Genomic DNA, 17,603 nt, shown 5'->3' on the forward strand with positions numbered 1-17,603 from the left:
CTCGCCCGCATCTCGTATCTGCTGCTTCGTGCTCTCCTCCGACTGTGTGCCTGTGTGCCTGTGTGTCTGCGCGTCGAAATTTCTCGCACGTTTCTTTCGGCCCGTTCCTGTGATTCCCCGCGCTGTTTATCCGCTGCGGGAATTCCTTGGTACGTGCCGTATCAAGGAAGGCTTCCTGTGAACTCCACCCGTACGAACGACCGCACCTCACGCACTTCCCGCAACCGCAGCCGTACCGGCGGCCCGAGCAGCCCGCGTCCGGTCGGCCGCGGTCGGCGGCCCGTCGTGGTCCAGGGCGAGTTCGCACCGCCGAAGACGCTCACCCCCGCACTGCCCGCCGTCGAGGCGTTCGCCGAACTCGACATGCCCGCGCTGCTGTTGGCCGCGCTCACCGTGCAGGGTATGAGCGTTCCGTTCCCGATCCAGGGCGCGACCCTGCCGAACACCCTCGCGGGCCGTGACGTCCTCGGCCGGGGGCGGACCGGCTCGGGCAAGACCCTCGCCTTCGGCCTGGCCCTGCTGGCCCGTACCGCCGGACAGCGTGCCGAGCCCCGTCAGCCGCTCGCTCTGGTCCTCGTACCGACGCGTGAGCTGGCCCAGCAGGTCACCGACGCGCTCACCCCGTACGCCCGCTCGGTGAGGCTGCGCCTGGCCACGGTGGTGGGCGGCATGCCCATCAGCCGGCAGGCGGGCGCGCTGCGCGGCGGCGTGGAAGTCGTCGTCGCGACCCCGGGGCGGCTCAAGGATCTCATCGAGCGCGGCGACTGCGTCCTGGACCAGGTCGCGATCACCGTGCTGGACGAGGCCGACCAGATGGCTGACATGGGCTTCATGCCGCAGGTCACCGCGCTCCTGGACCAGGTCCGCCCCGAGGGCCAGCGCATGCTGTTCTCCGCGACCCTCGACCGTAACGTCGACCTCCTGGTCCGCCGCTACCTCACCGACCCGGTCGTCCACTCCGTCGACCCGTCCGCGGGGGCCGTCACGACGATGGAGCACCACGTCCTGCACGTCCACGGCGGCGACAAGCACCGGGCGACGACCGAGATCGCGGCGCGCGAGGGCCGGGTGATCATGTTCCTGGACACCAAGCACGCGGTGGACAAGCTCACGGATCACCTGCTGCACAGCGGCGTACGGGCAGCCGCCCTGCACGGCGGGAAGTCCCAGCCGCAACGGACCCGCACCCTCGCCCAGTTCAAGACCGGGCACGTCACCGTCCTCGTCGCCACGAACGTCGCGGCGCGCGGCATCCACGTCGACCACCTCGACCTCGTCGTCAACGTCGACCCGCCGACCGACCACAAGGACTACCTCCACCGCGGCGGCCGTACCGCACGCGCCGGGGAGACCGGCAGCGTCGTCACCCTGGTCACGCCCGGCCAGCGCCGCGACATGACCCGCCTGATGACCGCCGCCGGGATCGTTCCCCTGACCACGCAGGTCCGCTCCGGCGAGGAGGCGCTCAGTCGGATCACCGGATCCCAGGCCCCGTCCGGCATCCCCGTGACGATCACCGCGCCGGTGGCCGAGCGGCGTCGGCGCAGTGCGGCCCCGCGCGGACGGCGCGGCTCCGCCTCCGCCACCCGGCGTGCGGCGGGGCGTCAGTCGTCGTTCGGTGCGGCCGCCTAGCCTTCGCGGCCGTTCCTCGCCCTTTCTCGCGGCTTCGCCGCTTTTCCTTCGCCCTTCGCCCTTCACTCTGTGAGGCAACATGCGCTGTGTCATCGCCCGCTTCCCCTTCGACCTCACCAAGAGCGGCGTCCTGGAGTCGATGAGGGGCATCAAGCCCGAGCAGGTCAGCGGTGAGTCCGTGATCATCGGGCGGCGCACCTACCCGGTCAAGCAGGTCGGGCAGGTCATCACCCGCCAGGACCGCCGCGACTTCAGCGCGAGCGAAGTCCTCCGGGCCATGAGCCGACTCGGCTTCACCTGCACCGGCGGCGCCGCGACGGCCGCAACCGCCGTGCCCGAGCGCGCACTTGTCGCGCCTCGGCGTGTGCTCAGCCCGTTCCAGCAGGCCTCCGCACTGCTCGGCGGCCCCGCGGCCGCCTGACGGGCGGGCACGGGGCCGGTTCGAGCGGACGGCGCTGGTGGTCCGGCCGACGGAGGGCAGTGGACTGCGGGGCGTGGGCGGGTCAGTGGTCGGAGTAGCTGAAGTCGCCCATGGTCCAGGCGCTGACATCCTCGATGGCCACGCGGTACATCCCGCCCGTCTCCGGGATTCCCACCGATCCCTGGAGGATCCGGGCCACATGGAAATGCAGATGCGTGGGCGGCCCCTCCTTGCGTGCGGCGGAGGTGAAGACGGCGGCGAACTCGCTCAGCCGGTCCGAGTCCGCCAGGACCTCGGAGACCCGCTGCCTCCAGACGGACTCCGGGGCCAGGCGGCCGGTGATGACAGCGCCTCCGGCGACGACGGTCAGGGACATCTGGTTGCTGTGCCCGGACTCCACCAGGGCTGCGACAGCGGAGAGCAACTCGTCAGGCTTCGACATGAAAGAACATTCTAGTCGGCGGCTCCCACCCTCCGGCTGCCCGGTCGGGACCCGGATCTGCCGCGCCGAGGGTCCTCGGCGCGGCAGCCTCTGTCAGGCGCTGTCGTCGTGGTCGCCCTCGCGCAAGGAGCGAACCATGCTCCGCAGGACCCGGAACGCGGTTGCCTGTTCGGTCTCGGTCATGCCGGCCAGCATTCTGACCTCGACGGAACGGACCGCCGCGGTCGCCTTCTCCAGGCTCTGCCGCCCGCGGGGCGTGAGCTGCGCCGGAAGAACCTTCCCGACTGCCGCTTCCGCGGGCCTGACCACGTAGCCGTCCCGCTCCAGCGCCTGGAGCAGCACGTTCATGGTCTGCCGTGTCACGAACGCGCCGCGCGCGAGCTCGGAGTTCGACATGCCCGGCCGTTGCGCGAGCAGTTCCAGGCAGGAGTAGTGCGTCACGGTCATGCCGAGTGGCCGCAGCACCTCCTCCATGGCTGCGCGCAGGGCGCTCGAAGCCTCTTTGAGCAGGTAGCCCAGTGATGTGTCCAGGTCGACGCCGGGGCTCTTTTGACTCATGTCAGAAGTCTGACATACAGTGGTGCATGTCAGATAACTGACACGAAGTGCGACGCGAAGGGGCACCGCCATGCCCGCCACCGGTCCCGATTTCCTCTCGCTCCAGACGAGCGACCTCGACGCCTCGCAGGCGTTCTACGAGCAGTACCTCGGCCTCGTCCGCTCGCAGGCCGGGCCTCCGCACGCCGTCGTCTTCGAGACGAAGCCGATCGCGTTCGCACTCCGCGAGCTCATCCCCGGCACGGACCTCGCGTCCGCCGCCCAGCCCGGTGTCGGGGTGGCGCTCTGGTTCCACGCCACGGACGTCCAGGCCATCCACGACGCGCTCGCCGCCGCCGGCCACACCATCGTCTCGGCCCCCGTCGACGGCCCCTTCGGCCGCACGTTCACCTTCGCCGACCCCGACGGCTACCACGTCACGCTTCACGACCGCGTTTGACGGGTTGGGTGGGTGCTTTTCCTGGCTCAAAATGCGCCGTTCTTTCCGGCGGCATCGCTGTCGTGCACCGGAACTGTGTCTTCCTGTCCTTGGGCGGGCTAGGCTGCCGCGACATTCGGCGTCATGCCGAGAGTGGAGTTTCTCCGCATGCTGCTCCATGGGAAGTCGGTATGCGAAGCGGGGGGATGGCGTGCGATCGTTCGGACGGTATTTACGCGGTTCCCGAGGCGGCGTCGTGGTTTCCGCGATCGGGGCTACCGTCATCGCTGTGGGGGCTGCGGCAGCGGCTGTGGTCACCGACAACATGGTGCCCACGATCAGCACACCGCATCTTTGTACAAAGGGGCGGGTGTGTCAGACGGACAACAAAGATGTCACCTACTACATGGACAGCAGCGGCGAGTTCAAGCTGGAAGCGGTGGACAAGTCGTATGTCACTGCCATGCTCAAGGGCGAGTATTCTCCGACCGACCTGGTGATCAAGTACGATGCCACGCCGAAATTCTCGGGGTCGGCAGAAACGGATGTCGTCTGGCAGGAAGGGGCGAAGGGTCTGGACGACGATGCGGAGGGGATGGCATGGTGCGACGACCCCGTCTCCGGGTACAAGTGTGATCAGCAAGTGATCAGGATCCGGGGGAACGGAAATTACGACCCCAGTATCACCTGTCATGAGATGGGCCACGCAGTGGGCCTGCTGCATGGTGGGAGCGCATATCCGGCGTTGCCCTCCGAAGATTCGAGGCTGGGCTGCATGATTGCCCACGGTTACAGCAGTGATCTCGGAAGCAACAACGTGAGCAACATCAATGGCACCTACTGAGCGAATACGTGGAGGTAGACCGTGATGAGTCGTGCGCGTATCTTCGGCTTTCTGGGATTCGCCGTCTCCGCCGTATTGCTGGCGGGATGTTCCGACGGTGCGGATACGGTGGTCGGACCGATTCGGGGTGAGGGCAAGGACCGTATGCCCAGTCGTACCGCTGAGGACTGGGTGACCTATGCGGACCATGTCGTCATCGCCACACCGACCAAGGAAAGTGAAGTGGCTCCGGGCCGGAGTGAGGTGGACCGGGGGGAGGGAATGATCGGTCGTGATGTGCGTATGAAGGTCGAGAAGGTTCTCTGGTCGAGAAGTGATCCGGCCCAGCCCGCACCGGCGACCTGGCAGCGCAGTTCATCGGGGTGGGTGTTCAAGGAGGGCGACCTCGACAACCGCACCGAATATGCCCTGGCCGAAAGGCCGCGCATCGAGTTGGGGCACCACTACATCATCGCGCTCGCCTGGCGGGGAGCGACCTGCTCCGAAGGCGACCCCGAGGAGCCGGCGCGCTGGGTGGGGCTCGGCGAGGGAAGCACGGTGCCGTACGACGACGACACCATCGGCCAGGGAGAGATGGAAGGCGGGGAACAGTCGGCCAAGGAGGTCGCCGCTGCCCTGTCCGGCTCCGACGATCCCGTGCCCCGGCTGGAGGACGAACTCGCCGGAAAGAGCGCCGATGCCCTCGTGGCGGCATTGAAGGCGGCGCGTCCCACGGTCACGTCACGATCGGAAGCGCCCGCGGCCAAGGCTCTTGCCTCCAACTGCGAGTAAAGCGCAGGCTGACCGCCGCGCGTCGGCGAAGTCCTGCGCATGCGCCGCCCTGTCCCGTGACCGCGGAAGCAACGGTGGTGTGCGGGTGCCTCGGCGCGCTGGACGGCCCCGAGGCGGTGCGGAATGCTGCGGATGTGATCGATCGAGAATCTGCGGTCAGGGCCGTCGAGGCGCAACTGGAGCGTGACTACCAGAGGTGGCGCGCCGTGGACGAAGCGGCACTCCGCATGGCTGTGGTGGACGTCGAGGAGCATGCGTTGGTGTGGATCGTCCACTGGACGTCCGAGGCGTTCGTGCGCACCGGGGATCCGTCGTTCATCCTGGCAGGCGGTGGGCCGTACCTGGTCGATCGCGTTGACGGGGGACTGCACGAGATCGGCGTCGTCTCGTCGGTGACGGGCGCGTGGGAGGACGACTACCGGGGCCGTATACGGGGGCTGCCGGTACGCACAGCCGTGGATGATCTGCACGATGCGCTTCGTGACGCCGCGTTCACGCGCGGACGCATGCATGCTGTGCGGACCCTGCGCCGGAAGCTCCCCGCGCTCTCGCCCGCCGAAGCCATCGAGTACGTGACCGCGCTGCTGGAGGGGGACGCGCCGGTCCGCCTCGTGGCCGTCGCCACCAGGGAACTCGTGGAGCCCCTCAACCCGGTGTACGCGGTGAAGACCGTTCTGAGCGGCGCGGAGCCCCGAGGCGACCAGGCGTGATGGATGCGTAGCTCCCGGATGCCGGCGCCGCCCCCGCTCACCCTCGCCGCACCCGCCCAGCGATCCGGCGGCCCAGTCGGCCCAGGGTGCTGACGCGGTTCCAGGTGCGGAAGGCGTCGGCGCGGCCGCTGCTGCCCGTGCGGCCCACCGTCGCCTCGACCTCCGCGACGTCCTCGGCCGCCATCGCGCGGACGGCGGGGCGCAGGACCTCCTCCAGGAGGGCGGCGGCCACCGGGGGCCAGGTGCGGCCCGCGTGCGGGTGGGCGGTCCAGACGGTGAAGCAGTCCGCCGCGTAGGCGGGCTGGGTGCGCAGCCGGGTCCGTACGGCTTCCGTACGGGCGGTGCGGTCGTACGCGGCGATCAGGTCGGGGTCGTCGCCGTGGACGAAGTCGTACAGCTCGGCACCCGGGCGGTCCGGGGCCAGCAGGCGTTCGACCAGGGCCGCGTACGCCCGCTCCCGGAGCGCCGGTTCGACCGGCTCCGCCCGGGCGCACAGGGTGCGGACCCGTTCCGCCCAGCCGGGCTCCGGTGCGCCCGTGCGCAGTTCGCGGATCAGGTCCAGCAGGAGGAGGCCGGCCCGTTCGCGGCCGCCGATCTCGGTCGGATAGCCGCGCAGCAGGTCATGGGCGAGGCCGGCCGCCTCGTCCGTGCCGGCGGCGGACGCGCCGAGCGCCGCGTCGACCAGGCGGGCCCACGTACCGGCCGCGCGGTGCGAGTCGGAGGTGGCCGCGTCCAGCAGCAGGCGGGCCTCCTCCACCGTCGGGGCGCGGTCCTCCCAGACCAGGCCCACCGCCGTGCGCAGCACCAGCGGCTCGGCGAAGGGGGAGAGGCCCGCCGCCCGCAGCACCCGGTGCCACACCGCCGCCCGGTCACCGCCCAGGGTCGCCATCGCGCCCGGCACCTCGGCGCACATCCGCAGATGCGGCAGCGCCTGCGTACCCGTGAACGGCAGCGTCACCCGCTCCAGGAACCGGGCCACCGCCCCCGGGTCCTGCGGCGCGATCCGGTCCAGTGCGCCGAGCAGCGCCGTCCGCACCTCGAACTGCTCGTCCAGCAACTCCAGCAGGGCGGGTGCGAAGGCCGGGGTGCTCTCAGGGCCTTCGCCTTCCCCTTCGCCCTCCTCCTGCGCCGCCTCCGCCAGGAGTGCCGGCGCCAGGCGGGCCACCACGCCCGGCAGCAGGTCCGTGCCGTCCACGCCCAGCAGCCGTGCCACCCGCAGCAGTTGTACGGTCCGCGCCACCGAGCGGGAACCCACGGTGTCGGCCAGTTCGGTCAGGATCTCCGGGCCCAGCCGTCCGGCGACCTCCGCGCCCTCCGGGCCCACGAACGCGTCCCGGCGCGGCAGCTCCAGCGAGCCGTTGCCGCCCCGTACCGCCTCGGTGACCAGCATCGCCGCGAGCGGCGCGGTGACCGAGGCCGGGCAGCGGCCCTCCAGCGCGCCGAACAGCCGCCCGGCCGCGTCGAATTCGGGGCCCGTACGGTCGTCGATGCCGGGGGAGGTGAGGGCCTCGACCAGCTGGCCGGTGCGCTTCGCGTCAAGGGTGTAGGGGCGGTCGGCCGCCCAACCGGCCGCCGCCGCGCGCCCGTCCGGGCCGAGCGCGATCCCCGCGCAGAGCGCCGTCACCGCCAACGGGCCCGCGGCGAACGGCTCTCCGGGCAGTTCGCGCGCCTCCCGGAACAGCTCCGGCGACCGGCTCCGCCAGATCCGGGCCGCCGTCGTCGCCCATACGTCGTCGTCCGTACCGGCCACCGGAGCCTGCCCCGCGCACTCGTGCACCCGCAGGCCCGCCGCCCGCGCCGCCGCCGCGTCCTCGGGCAACACCCCCACCACCCGCGACGCCGAACTCCCCGGCCGCCGGGTGTACGTGGTGAACGTCAGCCGCTCCACGCCCTCTCTCGGAAGGGTCACGGACGCCAGTCCCAGCCATCGGGCCACGTCCGCGCACTGCCGCTCCACCAGCACCACCGGGCGGCCGTCGAAGGCCTCCGCCTCGCTCGCCCGGCGCAGATCCGCCAGCACCGCCGCCAGCCAGGGGCCGCGCGAGACGGCGAAGTCGTCCAGGCCCTCGGAGACCGCCGTCGGGCCCGGCGGCAGCGTCAGCGGGTCCGGTATCGCCCCGGCGGGCGTCGTCGACACCCAGAGCGGCGAGCGCCACGCCTCGACCGGCAGCCGGTCGCCCGGCAGCGGAACCCCCGGCGGCAGGTGCACCGCGTGCGCATGGAACCGGATGCCCTGCCTCGACCCCGACCCCGGTCCTGACCCCGACGCCGAGTCGCTGCCGCCGCCCGTGTCCCGTACCGGGGCCGAACGCGCCACCAGCCTGCTGCCGTCGGACAGCGTCGCGTACGTGAACGCCTGCGGCAGTGAACGGAGTTCACTGTCGGACGGCCGGTCGGGAACGCCTCCGGGAAGCTCGTGGCGCAGCAAGGGCTCGATCTCCGCCAGCAGGGCGCTCGACACCCCTGCTCCGACCGCCGTGAACCGGCCCGCCGACCCTTCGGATCCCTCGGCCCCCGGCGCGGCGGAGGTGTAGTGCACCTGTGCAAGGCTCATCTGTCGGCCCTCTTCGTCCTGCCGCGCCCGGTCCCCGTGCCTGCCCCCGTACGGCTGGGTCGGGGGAGAAGTCCGCAGCCGCGGGGGCGACGCTATCAAGGACGGGGAGGTAATCCCTACGCTGCGTCAGGCCCCGGCCCGAGGTCGGCCCGAGGGTGGACGGACTAGGTTGACCTCATGGGCGACGTGAGGCTTTCGGCGGGCGTGATCGAGTACCGCGACACCGGTGGTGACGGGCCCGTGGTGGTCCTCCTGCACGGCGTGGCCATGGACGGATCGCTGTGGGACGACGTCGTCGCCGGACTCGGGGACGGGGTGCGGTGCATCGTGCCGACCCTGCCGCTCGGCGGCCACCGCAGGCCCATGGAGGCCGGGGCCGACCTGTCCGTCCTCGGGGTGGCGCGGCTGGTCGCGGAGTTCCTGGAAGCCCTCCGGCTGGAGGACGTCACCCTGGTCATGAACGACTGGGGCGGCGCTCAGGCGCTGGTCGCCGACGGGCGGGCCGACCGGATCGGGCGGCTCGTGATCACGTCCTGCGAGGCGTTCGACAACTATCCGCCCGGGCTCCCCGGCCGTAACCTCGCGACCTTGGCCAGGGTGCCCGGCGGGCTCGGGTTCGCCTTCTCGCTGCTCCGGCTGAAGCCCGCGCGGCGGCTGCCCATGACCTGGGGGTGGATGAGCAAGCGGCCCGTCCCGCACGCCACGATGGACCGGTGGTTCCGGCCGGCGCAGAGCTCGGCGGAGATCCGGCGCGACCTGCGCGCCTATGTGCTCGGCGTCCCCGAGAAGGCCGAACTGCTGCGGTGGACCGAGCAGTTGCGTACGTTCGACCGGCCCGCGCTGGTGATCTGGGCGACCGAGGACCGGGTCATGCCGGTCGAGCACGGGCGCCGGCTCGCCGAGATCCTGCCGCGGGGGCGGCTGGTGGAGGTGGCCGACAGCTACACGCTCCTTCCCCGGGACCGGCCGGACGCCCTCGTCGAACACATCGGCGCCTTCCTCGCCGAGACGGCCTGACGGCCCGACGGCCTCGGCCGGGCGGCCCCGGGGCGGTGCCGCCCAGGTCCCGACGCGGTAACAGTCCCTGGACAAGCCCCCGCCTGCCGCGCCGGGCGAACTTATGATCGACGCGGCGTCGAGGAGGAACGGGGAAACGCTGTGACCGGTCGCGTGCCGTTAAGAGGGGTCCGCTTCGCGCTGCCCCTGACCCGGGTACTGGCCCTGACACTGACGACCGTGCTGCTCGCCGGCTGCTCCGGAGCCGCGGACGACCCCGGGGGCGCGGAGAAGCGCGACACCTCTGCGAGTGAGAGCGCGAGTTCGCGTGCGGGTGCGGGGGCGGACTCCGGTGGTGGAACCGGGAGCGGACCGGGCCCCGGGGCGTCGGCCACGTTCGAACCCGACCCCGCCCGGCTGCCCAGGACCAAAGCCTCGGCACGCGCGTTCATCGACCACGTCATCGCCGCGCCCGACAGCTTCGGCCCCGGAGTGGTGAAGCGGAGCCCGTACGAGAGCGACCCGGCCACCTGGCCCGTGCTCGGCGAGGACTGCGTCTGGCAGCAGCGGAAGCCCGCCCGCAGTGTCCTCGCCACCCTCACCCGGTCGTTCGAGCTGCCCGCGGAGAAGGGCAAGGGGCCGGTGCGCCTCGCCGCCATCGTCACCGTGCACCGCACCCGCGAGGACGCGGCCTGGGAGATGGCGGAGTCGATCGAGGAGTCCATGCGCTGCCCCACCCAGCAGTTGCGCGAGGGCGAACAGATCGGGTCCATGATCGCCGGTGCGCTCCTCGGCGGCGAGGCCACGCAGACCGCCTCCGAGGACTCCCTCACCGAGCTGGGGGAGTACCGGAGCTCCGAACTCGGCGGACCGCACCACTACTTCTGGCAGCAGGCGCAGACCCTGCAGTTCACCGTGGCCGTGACCGGCAAGGGGGCGAAGGGGCGCACCGAGCGGGAGATCGACGAACTCGTCGTCCAGGCGCAGGGCGCCATGCTGGCCCGGCTGGAATCCGCCGTCGAGAAGCAGAGCTGAGGCCGGACGATGGACGACCTGCGACCCACCGACCCCGCCCGGATCGGCGGCCACCGGCTCCTCGGCCGCCTCGGCGCGGGCGGCATGGGCGTCGTCTACCTCGGGCGCACCGACGCCGGCGCGCTCGCCGCGATCAAGGTGATCCTGCCCGAGCACGCCGGGGACGACGACTTCCGGGCCCGCTTCCGTCGCGAGGCCGAGGCCGCCCGCCGGGTCGACAGCCCCTGGGCCGTGCCCGTCACCGGCGCCGACACCGAGGCCGAACGGCCGTGGCTAGCCACCGAGTTCGTGCCCGGGCCGACCCTGTCCGACGTCGTCGTCCGGCGCGGTCCGCTGCCCGTGCGCAGCGTCACCGTCCTCGGCCGGCTGCTCGCCCGCGCCCTGGCCGCCGTGCACGCCGCCGGGCTCGTCCACCGCGACGTCAAACCGGGCAACGTCCTGCTGACCGCGAGCGGCCCCCGCCTGATCGACTTCGGGATCGCCCGCGCCGCCGACGCCACCGCCCTGACCGCCACCGGACTGATCGTCGGCACCCCCGGCTTCCTCCCGCCGGAGCAGGCGTCGGGCAGTGCGACGGGGGCCACCGGGGCGGACGGCGCCGACGGGTCTGCCGGTTCCGCCGGGGACGTCTTCTCGCTCGGCTGCCTCCTGGCGTACGCGGCCACCGGCCGGCCGCCCTTCGGCAGCGGCGCGGTCGACGCCGTCCTCTACCGCACCGTGCACGGCGCACCCGACCTCGACGGCATCGACGACCCCGGGCTGCGCGCGCTGCTGGACCGGTGCCTCGCCAAGGACCCGGACGAGCGTCCGGCCGCCGCCGACCTCGACACCCTGATCGCCGAGGACGTGCCCGCCGGAGCCAGTGCCGACTGGCTGCCCGAGGACGTCGCCCGGATCATCGCGGACCGGGCCGCCGCCCTGCTGGCCCTGCCCGACATCGACGCCACCGTCGGCGTCACCGAGGAACCCGGACCCCCGCGCCCCGCCCCCGGCCGACGGCGTTTCCTGTTCCTCGCGGCCGGTGGCGCCCTCGCGCTCGGCGCCGGGGCCTTCGCCGCCGTACGGCTCACCGGCGACGGAGCAGACGGGGCAGGAGGCGACGGGGCGCCCGGCGGACGGCGCCTCATCATCGGCGTCCACGCCGATCTCACCGGGCCCCTGAGCGCCGCCGGCCGTGCCCAGGAACGCGGCGTCCGGCTCGCCGTCGACCGCTTCAACTCCCTCGGCGACCAGCCCTTCCGGCTCGCCGTGAAGGTCCTCGATGACCAGGGAGACGCCGCCCGCTCGGCCCGGGTCGCCGAGGAGTTCGCCCGCGACCCGGAGGTCATCGCGGTGATCGGCCCCACGGGCGACGCGGCGGCGGGGGCGGCCCTGTCCACGTACGACGAGGCGGTCATGCCGGTCCTGACGGTGTCGGTCCTCCTGATGGCCTTCCCGGAGCGTGCCAACGCCTCCTTCTTCCAGGCCTCCCCCACCTACGCCGAGCTCTCCTTCCCCGTCGTCAACCACCTGCTGCTGCGCCCCGACGTCGAGCGGCTGGGCATCCTGATCGACCGGTCCGGCGGGCAGTCCGCCTACCAGGCGGGCTACGCAGTCAACCTGATGACGCCCCAACTCACCACGGGCACCACCCACCCCCGGGTGGTGCCCGCCGGGACCACCGTCTTCGACCCGGTCGTCACCGACCTCCTGTCGCACCGGAGCGACGCCCTCTTCTACGCCGGTGAAGCGGCAGGCGCGGCCAAAGTCGCCCGCATCCTGGCCGAGCAGTCCTTCGCCGGGCCGCGCATGGCCCAGCACACCGTCATGGGGCCGGACTTCCTGGAACAGGCGGGCGCGGCGGCCGAGGGCTGGGAGTTCGTCGCCCCGTTCATCGACGCCACCACCCCGGCCGCCGCGACCTTCGCCGCCGCCCACCGCAAACGCTTCGGCGCCGCGCCCGCCGCCTGGTCGGCCGAGGCGTACGACGTGGCAGGGCTCGTCGCCCGCGAGCTGGCCACCCTCGCCGGGGCCGCCTCCAAGGCGGCGACGGCCGGGACGAAGAGCGCGACCGCCGGTGACAAGAGCCCGTCGGCAGGCGCGACGCCCTCCGGCGACGGCCGGCCCACCCGGTCCGCGCTCACCACCGCGATCGCCGCCGCCCGGTACGAAGGGGTCTCGCGCTCCTACGCGTTCGACGAGGAGCGTCAGCAACTCGTCGGCCAGGACGCTCACCTGTACCGGGTGGAGGACGGCCGCCTCCGCTACGTCGGCCCCGCCCCGAAGCCGAAGAGCTGACGTGCGGCCCCTCACCTCCGAGGACCCGCGCACCGTCGGCCCGTACCGCACCCTCGTCCGGCTCGGCGCGGGCGGCATGGGCGTGGTCTATCTGGCGCGTTCGGCGGGCGGGACGCTCGTCGCCGTCAAGGTGATCCGGGCCGAGCACGCCGCCGACCCCGGCTTCCGGGCCCGCTTCCGGCGCGAGGCGGAGGCCGCCGCCCGGATCACCGGCCCGTGGGTGGTCCCGGTCCTCGGCGCGGACACCGAGGCCCACGAACCGTGGCTGGCGACCGCGTTCGTACCCGGGCCCTCGCTGGCCGAGGTGGTCGGAGCGGGCGGTGCGCTGCCCGAGGCCACCGTGCGGGCGCTCGGCAGCCGGCTCGCCGCGGCCCTCGTCGCGGTCCACGAGGCCGGGCTGATCCACCGCGACGTCAAACCCGGCAACGTCCTCCTCGCCCTCGACGGCCCCCGCCTCATCGACTTCGGGATCGCCCGCCACGAGGGCGCCACCGCGCTCACCACCAGCGGCGCGGTGATCGGCACGCCCGGCTACCTGGCCCCCGAACAGGCCTCGGCCGCGCCGCCGGGGCCGCCGGCCGACGTGTTCTCGCTCGGCTGCGTCCTCGGGTACGCGGCCGCCGGCCGGCCGCCGTTCGGCGAGGGCGGCGGGGCGGGCGCCCTGTTCCGCACGATCCACGAGGAGCCGGACCTGACGGGCGTTCCGCCCGGCCTGGCCCCGCTGATCGCCGCCTGCCTCGCGAAGGACCCGGCCGCCCGGCCGACGGCGAGCCGGGTCCGCGAGGCGTTGGAGCCGGGCGGGGATGCGGCCCCGGACCCGGCCGGGCGGGCGATGGCGGACCCGGCCCGGCCGGGTCCGCCGGACCCGCGCGAGTCCCTCCGGGCCGCCTCGGACCCGGACCCGGCCCCGGGCGAGTTCCCTGACGTGGCTCGGCCGGAGGCATCGGCCCCGGGCAAGCCCGCCCGTACCACCCCCGCCCCTGCCTCTGCCCCTGCCCCGGCCCCCTGGCAGGCCCCCGCCGGGCTTCCCGCGCTGATCGCCGAGCGGTCCGCCGCCGCCCTCGCGCTGCCGGACCCCGAACCGCTGCCCAGCACGCTCACCCCGGCCACGGACGAGACCGTCGGGGACGAAGCCACAGGCCGGAAAAGCGGTCCCGGCCGCCGCAGAGTCCTGACCGCCGGGGCCGCCGGGGCAGTCCTCCTCGTCGGCGGGACCGCCGCCGTCCGGAACGCCCTGCGCGGGCGCGGCGACGCCGGTTCGTCGGCGGGGTCCGGGGAGCCGGACACGTACAGGATCGGGCTCCACGCCGACCTCGGCGGACCCGGCCGGGCCACCGGGCTGGCCCATCAGCGCGGTGCTCAGCTCGCCGTCGCCGACCACAACGCCCGTAAGGACAAGGCGTTCCGGCTCGCCCTGCGGACCGAGGACGACGCGGGCGACCCGGCGGCGGCGCTCCGGGTGGCCGAGCGGCTGGCGGCGGACACCTCGGTCATCGCCGTCCTCGGCCCCACCGGGCAGCTGCTGCGCGAGGAGCTCGTCCAGCGGTACGGCGCGGCGCGGCTGGCGACCGTCGTCGTCGCGGCGGGCGCCAGCACCGTCGAGACCGGCACCGGGCTCCACCTCTGTGTGACCCGCCCCCTGGACGACATGCTCACCACCGGCCTGATCAGCCACCTGGCCCGCACGACCCCCGCCGGCCGCATCCTCCTCGTCGAGGACGCCGCCGATCCCGGGCTCGCTGGGGAGGTCGGGAGCGCGTTCCGCGAGTCCACCCCCACCGGTGCCACGCTCCTCGAACACCCCCTCGTCCGGGGCGACGCGGGCTTCGGCGCGGTCGCCCGCAAGGCTGTCACCGGCAAGGCCGACGCCGTGGTCCTCGGCAGCGGCGACGCGTCCCGGGCCGCCCGCCTGGCCACCGCGCTCGCGGACGAGGGCTTCACCGGCGCCCGGGTCGCCCTCGGATCCGCCCTCGGGCCCGCCTTCCTCGACGGGGCGGGCGAGGCGGCCGAGGGCTGGGTCTTCGCCGAGGCGTACGCCGACCCGGCCGCCCTCCCGGCAGCCGAGGCGTTCACCGCCGCCCACCGCAAGCGCTTCGGCGCACCGCCCGCCACCTGGGCCGCCGAGGCGTACGACGCGGTCGGCCTGATCGCCCGAGCCGCCGGGACCACCAGCGCGTCGGGCGAGGTCCGCAGCGGTATCGGCGGGCGGATCGTGCGGACCGAGCACCGGGGCATCGTGCGGACCCTCGCCTTCCAGGCCTCGACCCGCCAGGTGCGGTACGAGAGCGGGATCTTCCTCTACCGGATCGAGCAGGGCCGCCCCCGCTTCCTCGGCCCGTACGACAGGCCCTAGCCGAGGAAACGAAGGCCGGAGAACGGCAGCGGTCCGTGAAGCCACGGCCAGGTGTGAAGATCTCCTGCGGCGGCGCTTAAGAAATCCTCGATGGACCCGGGGCCCCGCCGTACGGCAGCCTTCTCGGTGACGGCCGGAAACGGCGCGTGGAGCCTTTCGAGATGCTCCGTCCCGTCCCGCCGAACCCCCACCATGGTGGGTGACACCCAAGATCCACCCCGGGCCGCAGGGTTCCTCCGACATGCCCCGAGGCCCGGGGTATCCACTTCGCGTACCGACGTCAGGGAGCCGCAGCCGTGAAGGCACTCGTCAAGCAGAAGGCCGAACCCGGACTGTGGCTGATGGACGTGCCGGAGCCGGAGTACGGCCCCACCGACGTCCTGATCAAGGTCCTGCGCACCGGTATCTGCGGCACCGACCTGCACATCCGCGCCTATGACGGCTGGGCCCAGCAGGCGGTCACCACCCCGCTGATCCTCGGCCACGAGTTCGTCGGCGAGGTCGCCGCGATCGGCTCCGACGTCGCCGACATCGCCACCGGCGACCTGGTCAGCGGCGAGGGCCACCTCGTCTGCGGCAAGTGCCGCAACTGTCTCGCCGGCCGCCGCCACCTCTGCCGCTCCACCGTCGGCCTCGGCGTCGGCCGCGACGGCGCGTTCGCCGAGTACGTGGTCCTGCCCGCCTCCAACGTCTGGGTGCACCGGGCCCCCGTCGACCTCGACATCGCGGCGATCTTCGACCCGTTCGGCAACGCCGTGCACACCGCGCTCTCCTTCCCGCTGGTCGGCGAGGACGTCCTGATCACCGGTGCGGGCCCGATCGGCATCATGGCCGCCGCCGTCGCCCAGCACGCCGGCGCCCGCAACGTCGTCATCACCGACGTCAGCGAGGCCCGCCTCGCCCTCGCCCGCAAGGTCGGCGTCAGCCTCGCCCTCAACGTCGCCGACCGCACCATCGCGGACGGGCAGCGCGAGCTGGGCCTGCGCGAGGGCTTCGACATCGGCCTGGAGATGTCCGGCCGCCCCGAGGCGATGCGCGACATGGTCACGAACATGACGCACGGCGGCCGGATCGCGATGCTCGGCCTGCCCGCCGAGGAGTTCGCCGTCGACTGGTCCCGCATCGTCACCTCGATGATCACCATCAAGGGGATCTACGGCCGCGAGATGTTCGAAACCTGGTACGCCATGTCCGTCCTGCTGGAGGGCGGCCTCGACCTCGCCCCCGTGATCACCGGCCGGTACGGCTTCCGCGACTTCGAGGCGGCCTTCGACGACGCCGCGAGCGGCCTCGGCGGCAAGGTCATCCTCGACTGGACCGTCTGACCGTCTGATCCTCGAACTTCTCCTCGCACTCCTTAAGGAATCCGCATGTTCGACTCCGTACGCGACGATCTGCGCACCACCCTCGACGAGATCCGCGCCGCCGGGCTGCACAAGCCCGAGCGCGTGATCGGCACCCCGCAGTCCGCGACCGTGGCCGTCACCTCCGGCGGACGCGCCGGCGAGGTCCTCAACTTCTGCGCCAACAACTACCTCGGCCTCGCCGACCACCCCGAGGTCATCGCCGCCGCCCACGAGGCACTGGACCGCTGGGGCTACGGAATGGCCTCGGTCCGCTTCATCTGCGGCACCCAGGAGGTCCACAAGGAGCTGGAGCAGCGGCTCTCGGCCTTCCTCGGCCAGGAGGACACGATCCTCTACTCCTCCTGCTTCGACGCCAACGGCGGAGTCTTCGAGACGCTGCTCGGCCCGGAGGACGCGGTCATCTCCGACGCCCTCAACCACGCCTCCATCATCGACGGCATCCGGCTCTCCAAGGCCAAGCGCCACCGCTACGCCAACCGCGACATGGCCGAGCTGGAGACGCAGCTGAAGGAGGCCTCCGGGGCGCGCCGCCGCCTCATCGTCACCGACGGCGTCTTCTCCATGGACGGTTACGTCGCCCCGCTCCAGGAGATCTGCGACCTGGCCGACCGCTACGACGCCATGGTCATGGTCGACGACTCGCACGCCGTCGGCTTCGTCGGCCCCGGCGGTCGCGGCACGCCCGAACTGCACGGCGTCATGGACCGGGTCGACATCATCACCGGCACCCTCGGCAAGGCGCTCGGCGGAGCCTCCGGCGGTTACGTCGCGGCCCGCGCGGAGATCGTCGCCCTGCTGCGCCAGCGCTCGCGCCCATACCTCTTCTCCAACTCCCTCGCCCCGGTCATCGCCGCCGCCTCCCTCAAGGTCATCGACCTGCTGGAGTCCGCCGGCGACCTGCGCGAGCAGCTGGCCGCCAACACCGAGCTGTTCCGCACCCGGATGACCGCAGAGGGCTTCGACATCCTGCCCGGCGACCACGCCATCGCCCCCGTCATGATCGGCGACGCGGGCAAGGCGGGCCGGATGGCGGAACTGCTCCTGGAGCGCGGCGTGTACGTGATCGGGTTCTCGTACCCCGTCGTCCCGCAGGGCGCGGCCCGCATCCGGGTCCAGCTCTCGGCCGCGCACTCCACCGCCGACGTGAACCGCGCCGTGGACGCGTTCGTCGACGCGCGGGCCGCGCTGGAGGCGGAGACCACCTGACCCGCCGACCGGGTCGGTG

The 17,603-nt window shown here is 72.8% G+C and carries 15 protein-coding genes; 12 read left to right on the forward strand and 3 right to left on the reverse strand.

The window, feature by feature from the left end; translation table 11 throughout:
- Nucleotides 1-177 precede the first annotated feature (177 nt).
- Together KV381_RS29705 and KV381_RS29710 are read left to right on the forward strand one after the other, a co-directional pair.
- Entirely contained in the window at nucleotides 178-1,632 is a 1,455-nt protein-coding gene (locus KV381_RS29705; RefSeq protein WP_086778836.1) for a DEAD/DEAH box helicase, read from the forward strand.
- A 79-nt stretch (nucleotides 1,633-1,711) separates the two neighbouring features.
- Nucleotides 1,712-2,053, forward strand: a complete 342-nt coding sequence (locus KV381_RS29710; RefSeq protein ID WP_030083734.1) for an SCO5918 family protein — start codon at nucleotides 1,712-1,714, stop codon at nucleotides 2,051-2,053.
- A gap of 82 nt (nucleotides 2,054-2,135) precedes the next feature.
- Here KV381_RS29710 and KV381_RS29715 read toward each other — a convergent pair whose 3' ends face one another.
- Together KV381_RS29715 and KV381_RS29720 are read right to left on the reverse strand one after the other, a co-directional pair.
- The gene (locus tag KV381_RS29715) at nucleotides 2,136-2,495 is read right to left on the reverse strand and encodes a hypothetical protein (protein WP_086778838.1); all 360 of its coding nucleotides are present in this window, start codon (nucleotides 2,493-2,495) and stop codon (nucleotides 2,136-2,138) included.
- Nucleotides 2,496-2,588: 93 nt separating this feature from the next.
- The gene (locus KV381_RS29720) at nucleotides 2,589-3,053 is read right to left on the reverse strand and encodes a MarR family winged helix-turn-helix transcriptional regulator (protein ID WP_098025839.1); all 465 of its coding nucleotides are present in this window, start codon (nucleotides 3,051-3,053) and stop codon (nucleotides 2,589-2,591) included.
- Between the two features lie 70 nt (nucleotides 3,054-3,123).
- On the opposite strand from KV381_RS29720, the gene KV381_RS29725 reads away from it, so the two are divergent.
- The 4 genes from KV381_RS29725 to KV381_RS29740 all read left to right on the forward strand — a co-directional run bounded on the left by KV381_RS29725 (nucleotide 3,124) and on the right by KV381_RS29740 (nucleotide 5,796).
- Complete coding sequence (locus KV381_RS29725) at nucleotides 3,124-3,492, forward strand: VOC family protein (protein ID WP_030625487.1); 369 nt, start codon at nucleotides 3,124-3,126, stop codon at nucleotides 3,490-3,492.
- 235 nt (nucleotides 3,493-3,727) lie between these two features.
- Complete coding sequence (locus KV381_RS29730; RefSeq protein ID WP_050504817.1) at nucleotides 3,728-4,315, forward strand: hypothetical protein; 588 nt, start codon at nucleotides 3,728-3,730, stop codon at nucleotides 4,313-4,315.
- 24 nt (nucleotides 4,316-4,339) lie between these two features.
- On the forward strand, nucleotides 4,340-5,086 hold the full coding sequence (locus tag KV381_RS29735; RefSeq protein WP_247594978.1) for a hypothetical protein: 747 nt from the start codon (nucleotides 4,340-4,342) through the stop codon (nucleotides 5,084-5,086).
- A 134-nt stretch (nucleotides 5,087-5,220) separates the two neighbouring features.
- The gene (locus KV381_RS29740) at nucleotides 5,221-5,796 is read left to right on the forward strand and encodes a YrhB domain-containing protein (protein ID WP_030083746.1); all 576 of its coding nucleotides are present in this window, start codon (nucleotides 5,221-5,223) and stop codon (nucleotides 5,794-5,796) included.
- A gap of 37 nt (nucleotides 5,797-5,833) precedes the next feature.
- Here KV381_RS29740 and KV381_RS29745 read toward each other — a convergent pair whose 3' ends face one another.
- Nucleotides 5,834-8,350 carry a GTPase-associated protein 1-related protein gene (locus KV381_RS29745; protein ID WP_218786741.1) on the reverse strand — a complete coding sequence of 839 codons (2,517 nt, stop codon included), beginning with the start codon at nucleotides 8,348-8,350 and terminating at the stop codon, nucleotides 5,834-5,836.
- 177 nt (nucleotides 8,351-8,527) lie between these two features.
- Between KV381_RS29745 and KV381_RS29750 the strand changes: the two genes are divergently transcribed.
- The 6 genes from KV381_RS29750 (at nucleotide 8,528) to KV381_RS29775 (ending at nucleotide 17,584) form a co-directional block, all read left to right on the forward strand.
- Entirely contained in the window at nucleotides 8,528-9,367 is an 840-nt protein-coding gene (locus KV381_RS29750; protein ID WP_030625482.1) for an alpha/beta fold hydrolase, read from the forward strand.
- 198 nt (nucleotides 9,368-9,565) lie between these two features.
- Nucleotides 9,566-10,381, forward strand: coding sequence for a hypothetical protein (locus KV381_RS29755; protein ID WP_086778846.1), 816 nt, complete (start codon nucleotides 9,566-9,568; stop codon nucleotides 10,379-10,381).
- A 9-nt stretch (nucleotides 10,382-10,390) separates the two neighbouring features.
- Entirely contained in the window at nucleotides 10,391-12,658 is a 2,268-nt protein-coding gene (locus tag KV381_RS29760; RefSeq protein WP_086778842.1) for a bifunctional serine/threonine-protein kinase/ABC transporter substrate-binding protein, read from the forward strand.
- A gap of 1 nt (nucleotide 12,659) precedes the next feature.
- On the forward strand, nucleotides 12,660-15,011 hold the full coding sequence (locus KV381_RS29765) for an ABC transporter substrate-binding protein (RefSeq protein WP_218786742.1): 2,352 nt from the start codon (nucleotides 12,660-12,662) through the stop codon (nucleotides 15,009-15,011).
- A gap of 296 nt (nucleotides 15,012-15,307) precedes the next feature.
- A complete protein-coding gene (tdh, locus tag KV381_RS29770; protein ID WP_218786743.1) occupies nucleotides 15,308-16,336 on the forward strand; it encodes an L-threonine 3-dehydrogenase in 1,029 nt (342 codons plus the stop codon).
- A 45-nt stretch (nucleotides 16,337-16,381) separates the two neighbouring features.
- A complete protein-coding gene (locus KV381_RS29775) occupies nucleotides 16,382-17,584 on the forward strand; it encodes a glycine C-acetyltransferase (RefSeq protein ID WP_218786745.1) in 1,203 nt (400 codons plus the stop codon).
- The last annotated feature ends 19 nt before the right edge of the window (nucleotides 17,585-17,603 follow it).

The organism is Streptomyces sp. WY228 (assembly GCF_019287315.1).
Classification (GTDB): domain Bacteria; phylum Actinomycetota; class Actinomycetes; order Streptomycetales; family Streptomycetaceae; genus Streptomyces; species Streptomyces caviscabies.

What these genes read in the sequence shown, in the direction of transcription:
- KV381_RS29710 (WP_030083734.1), top strand. Translation starts at nt 1,712, where the DNA reads ATGCGCTGTGTCATCGCCCGCTTCCCCTTCGACCTCACCAAGAGCGGC.
- KV381_RS29715 (WP_086778838.1), bottom strand. Translation starts at nt 2,495, where the DNA reads ATGTCGAAGCCTGACGAGTTGCTCTCCGCTGTCGCAGCCCTGGTGGAG.
- KV381_RS29720 (WP_098025839.1), bottom strand. Translation starts at nt 3,053, where the DNA reads ATGAGTCAAAAGAGCCCCGGCGTCGACCTGGACACATCACTGGGCTAC.
- KV381_RS29725 (WP_030625487.1), top strand. Translation starts at nt 3,124, where the DNA reads ATGCCCGCCACCGGTCCCGATTTCCTCTCGCTCCAGACGAGCGACCTC.
- KV381_RS29735 (WP_247594978.1), top strand. Translation starts at nt 4,340, where the DNA reads ATGAGTCGTGCGCGTATCTTCGGCTTTCTGGGATTCGCCGTCTCCGCC.
- KV381_RS29745 (WP_218786741.1), bottom strand. Translation starts at nt 8,350, where the DNA reads ATGAGCCTTGCACAGGTGCACTACACCTCCGCCGCGCCGGGGGCCGAG.
- KV381_RS29750 (WP_030625482.1), top strand. Translation starts at nt 8,528, where the DNA reads ATGGGCGACGTGAGGCTTTCGGCGGGCGTGATCGAGTACCGCGACACC.
- KV381_RS29760 (WP_086778842.1), top strand. Translation starts at nt 10,391, where the DNA reads ATGGACGACCTGCGACCCACCGACCCCGCCCGGATCGGCGGCCACCGG.
- KV381_RS29775 (WP_218786745.1), top strand. Translation starts at nt 16,382, where the DNA reads ATGTTCGACTCCGTACGCGACGATCTGCGCACCACCCTCGACGAGATC.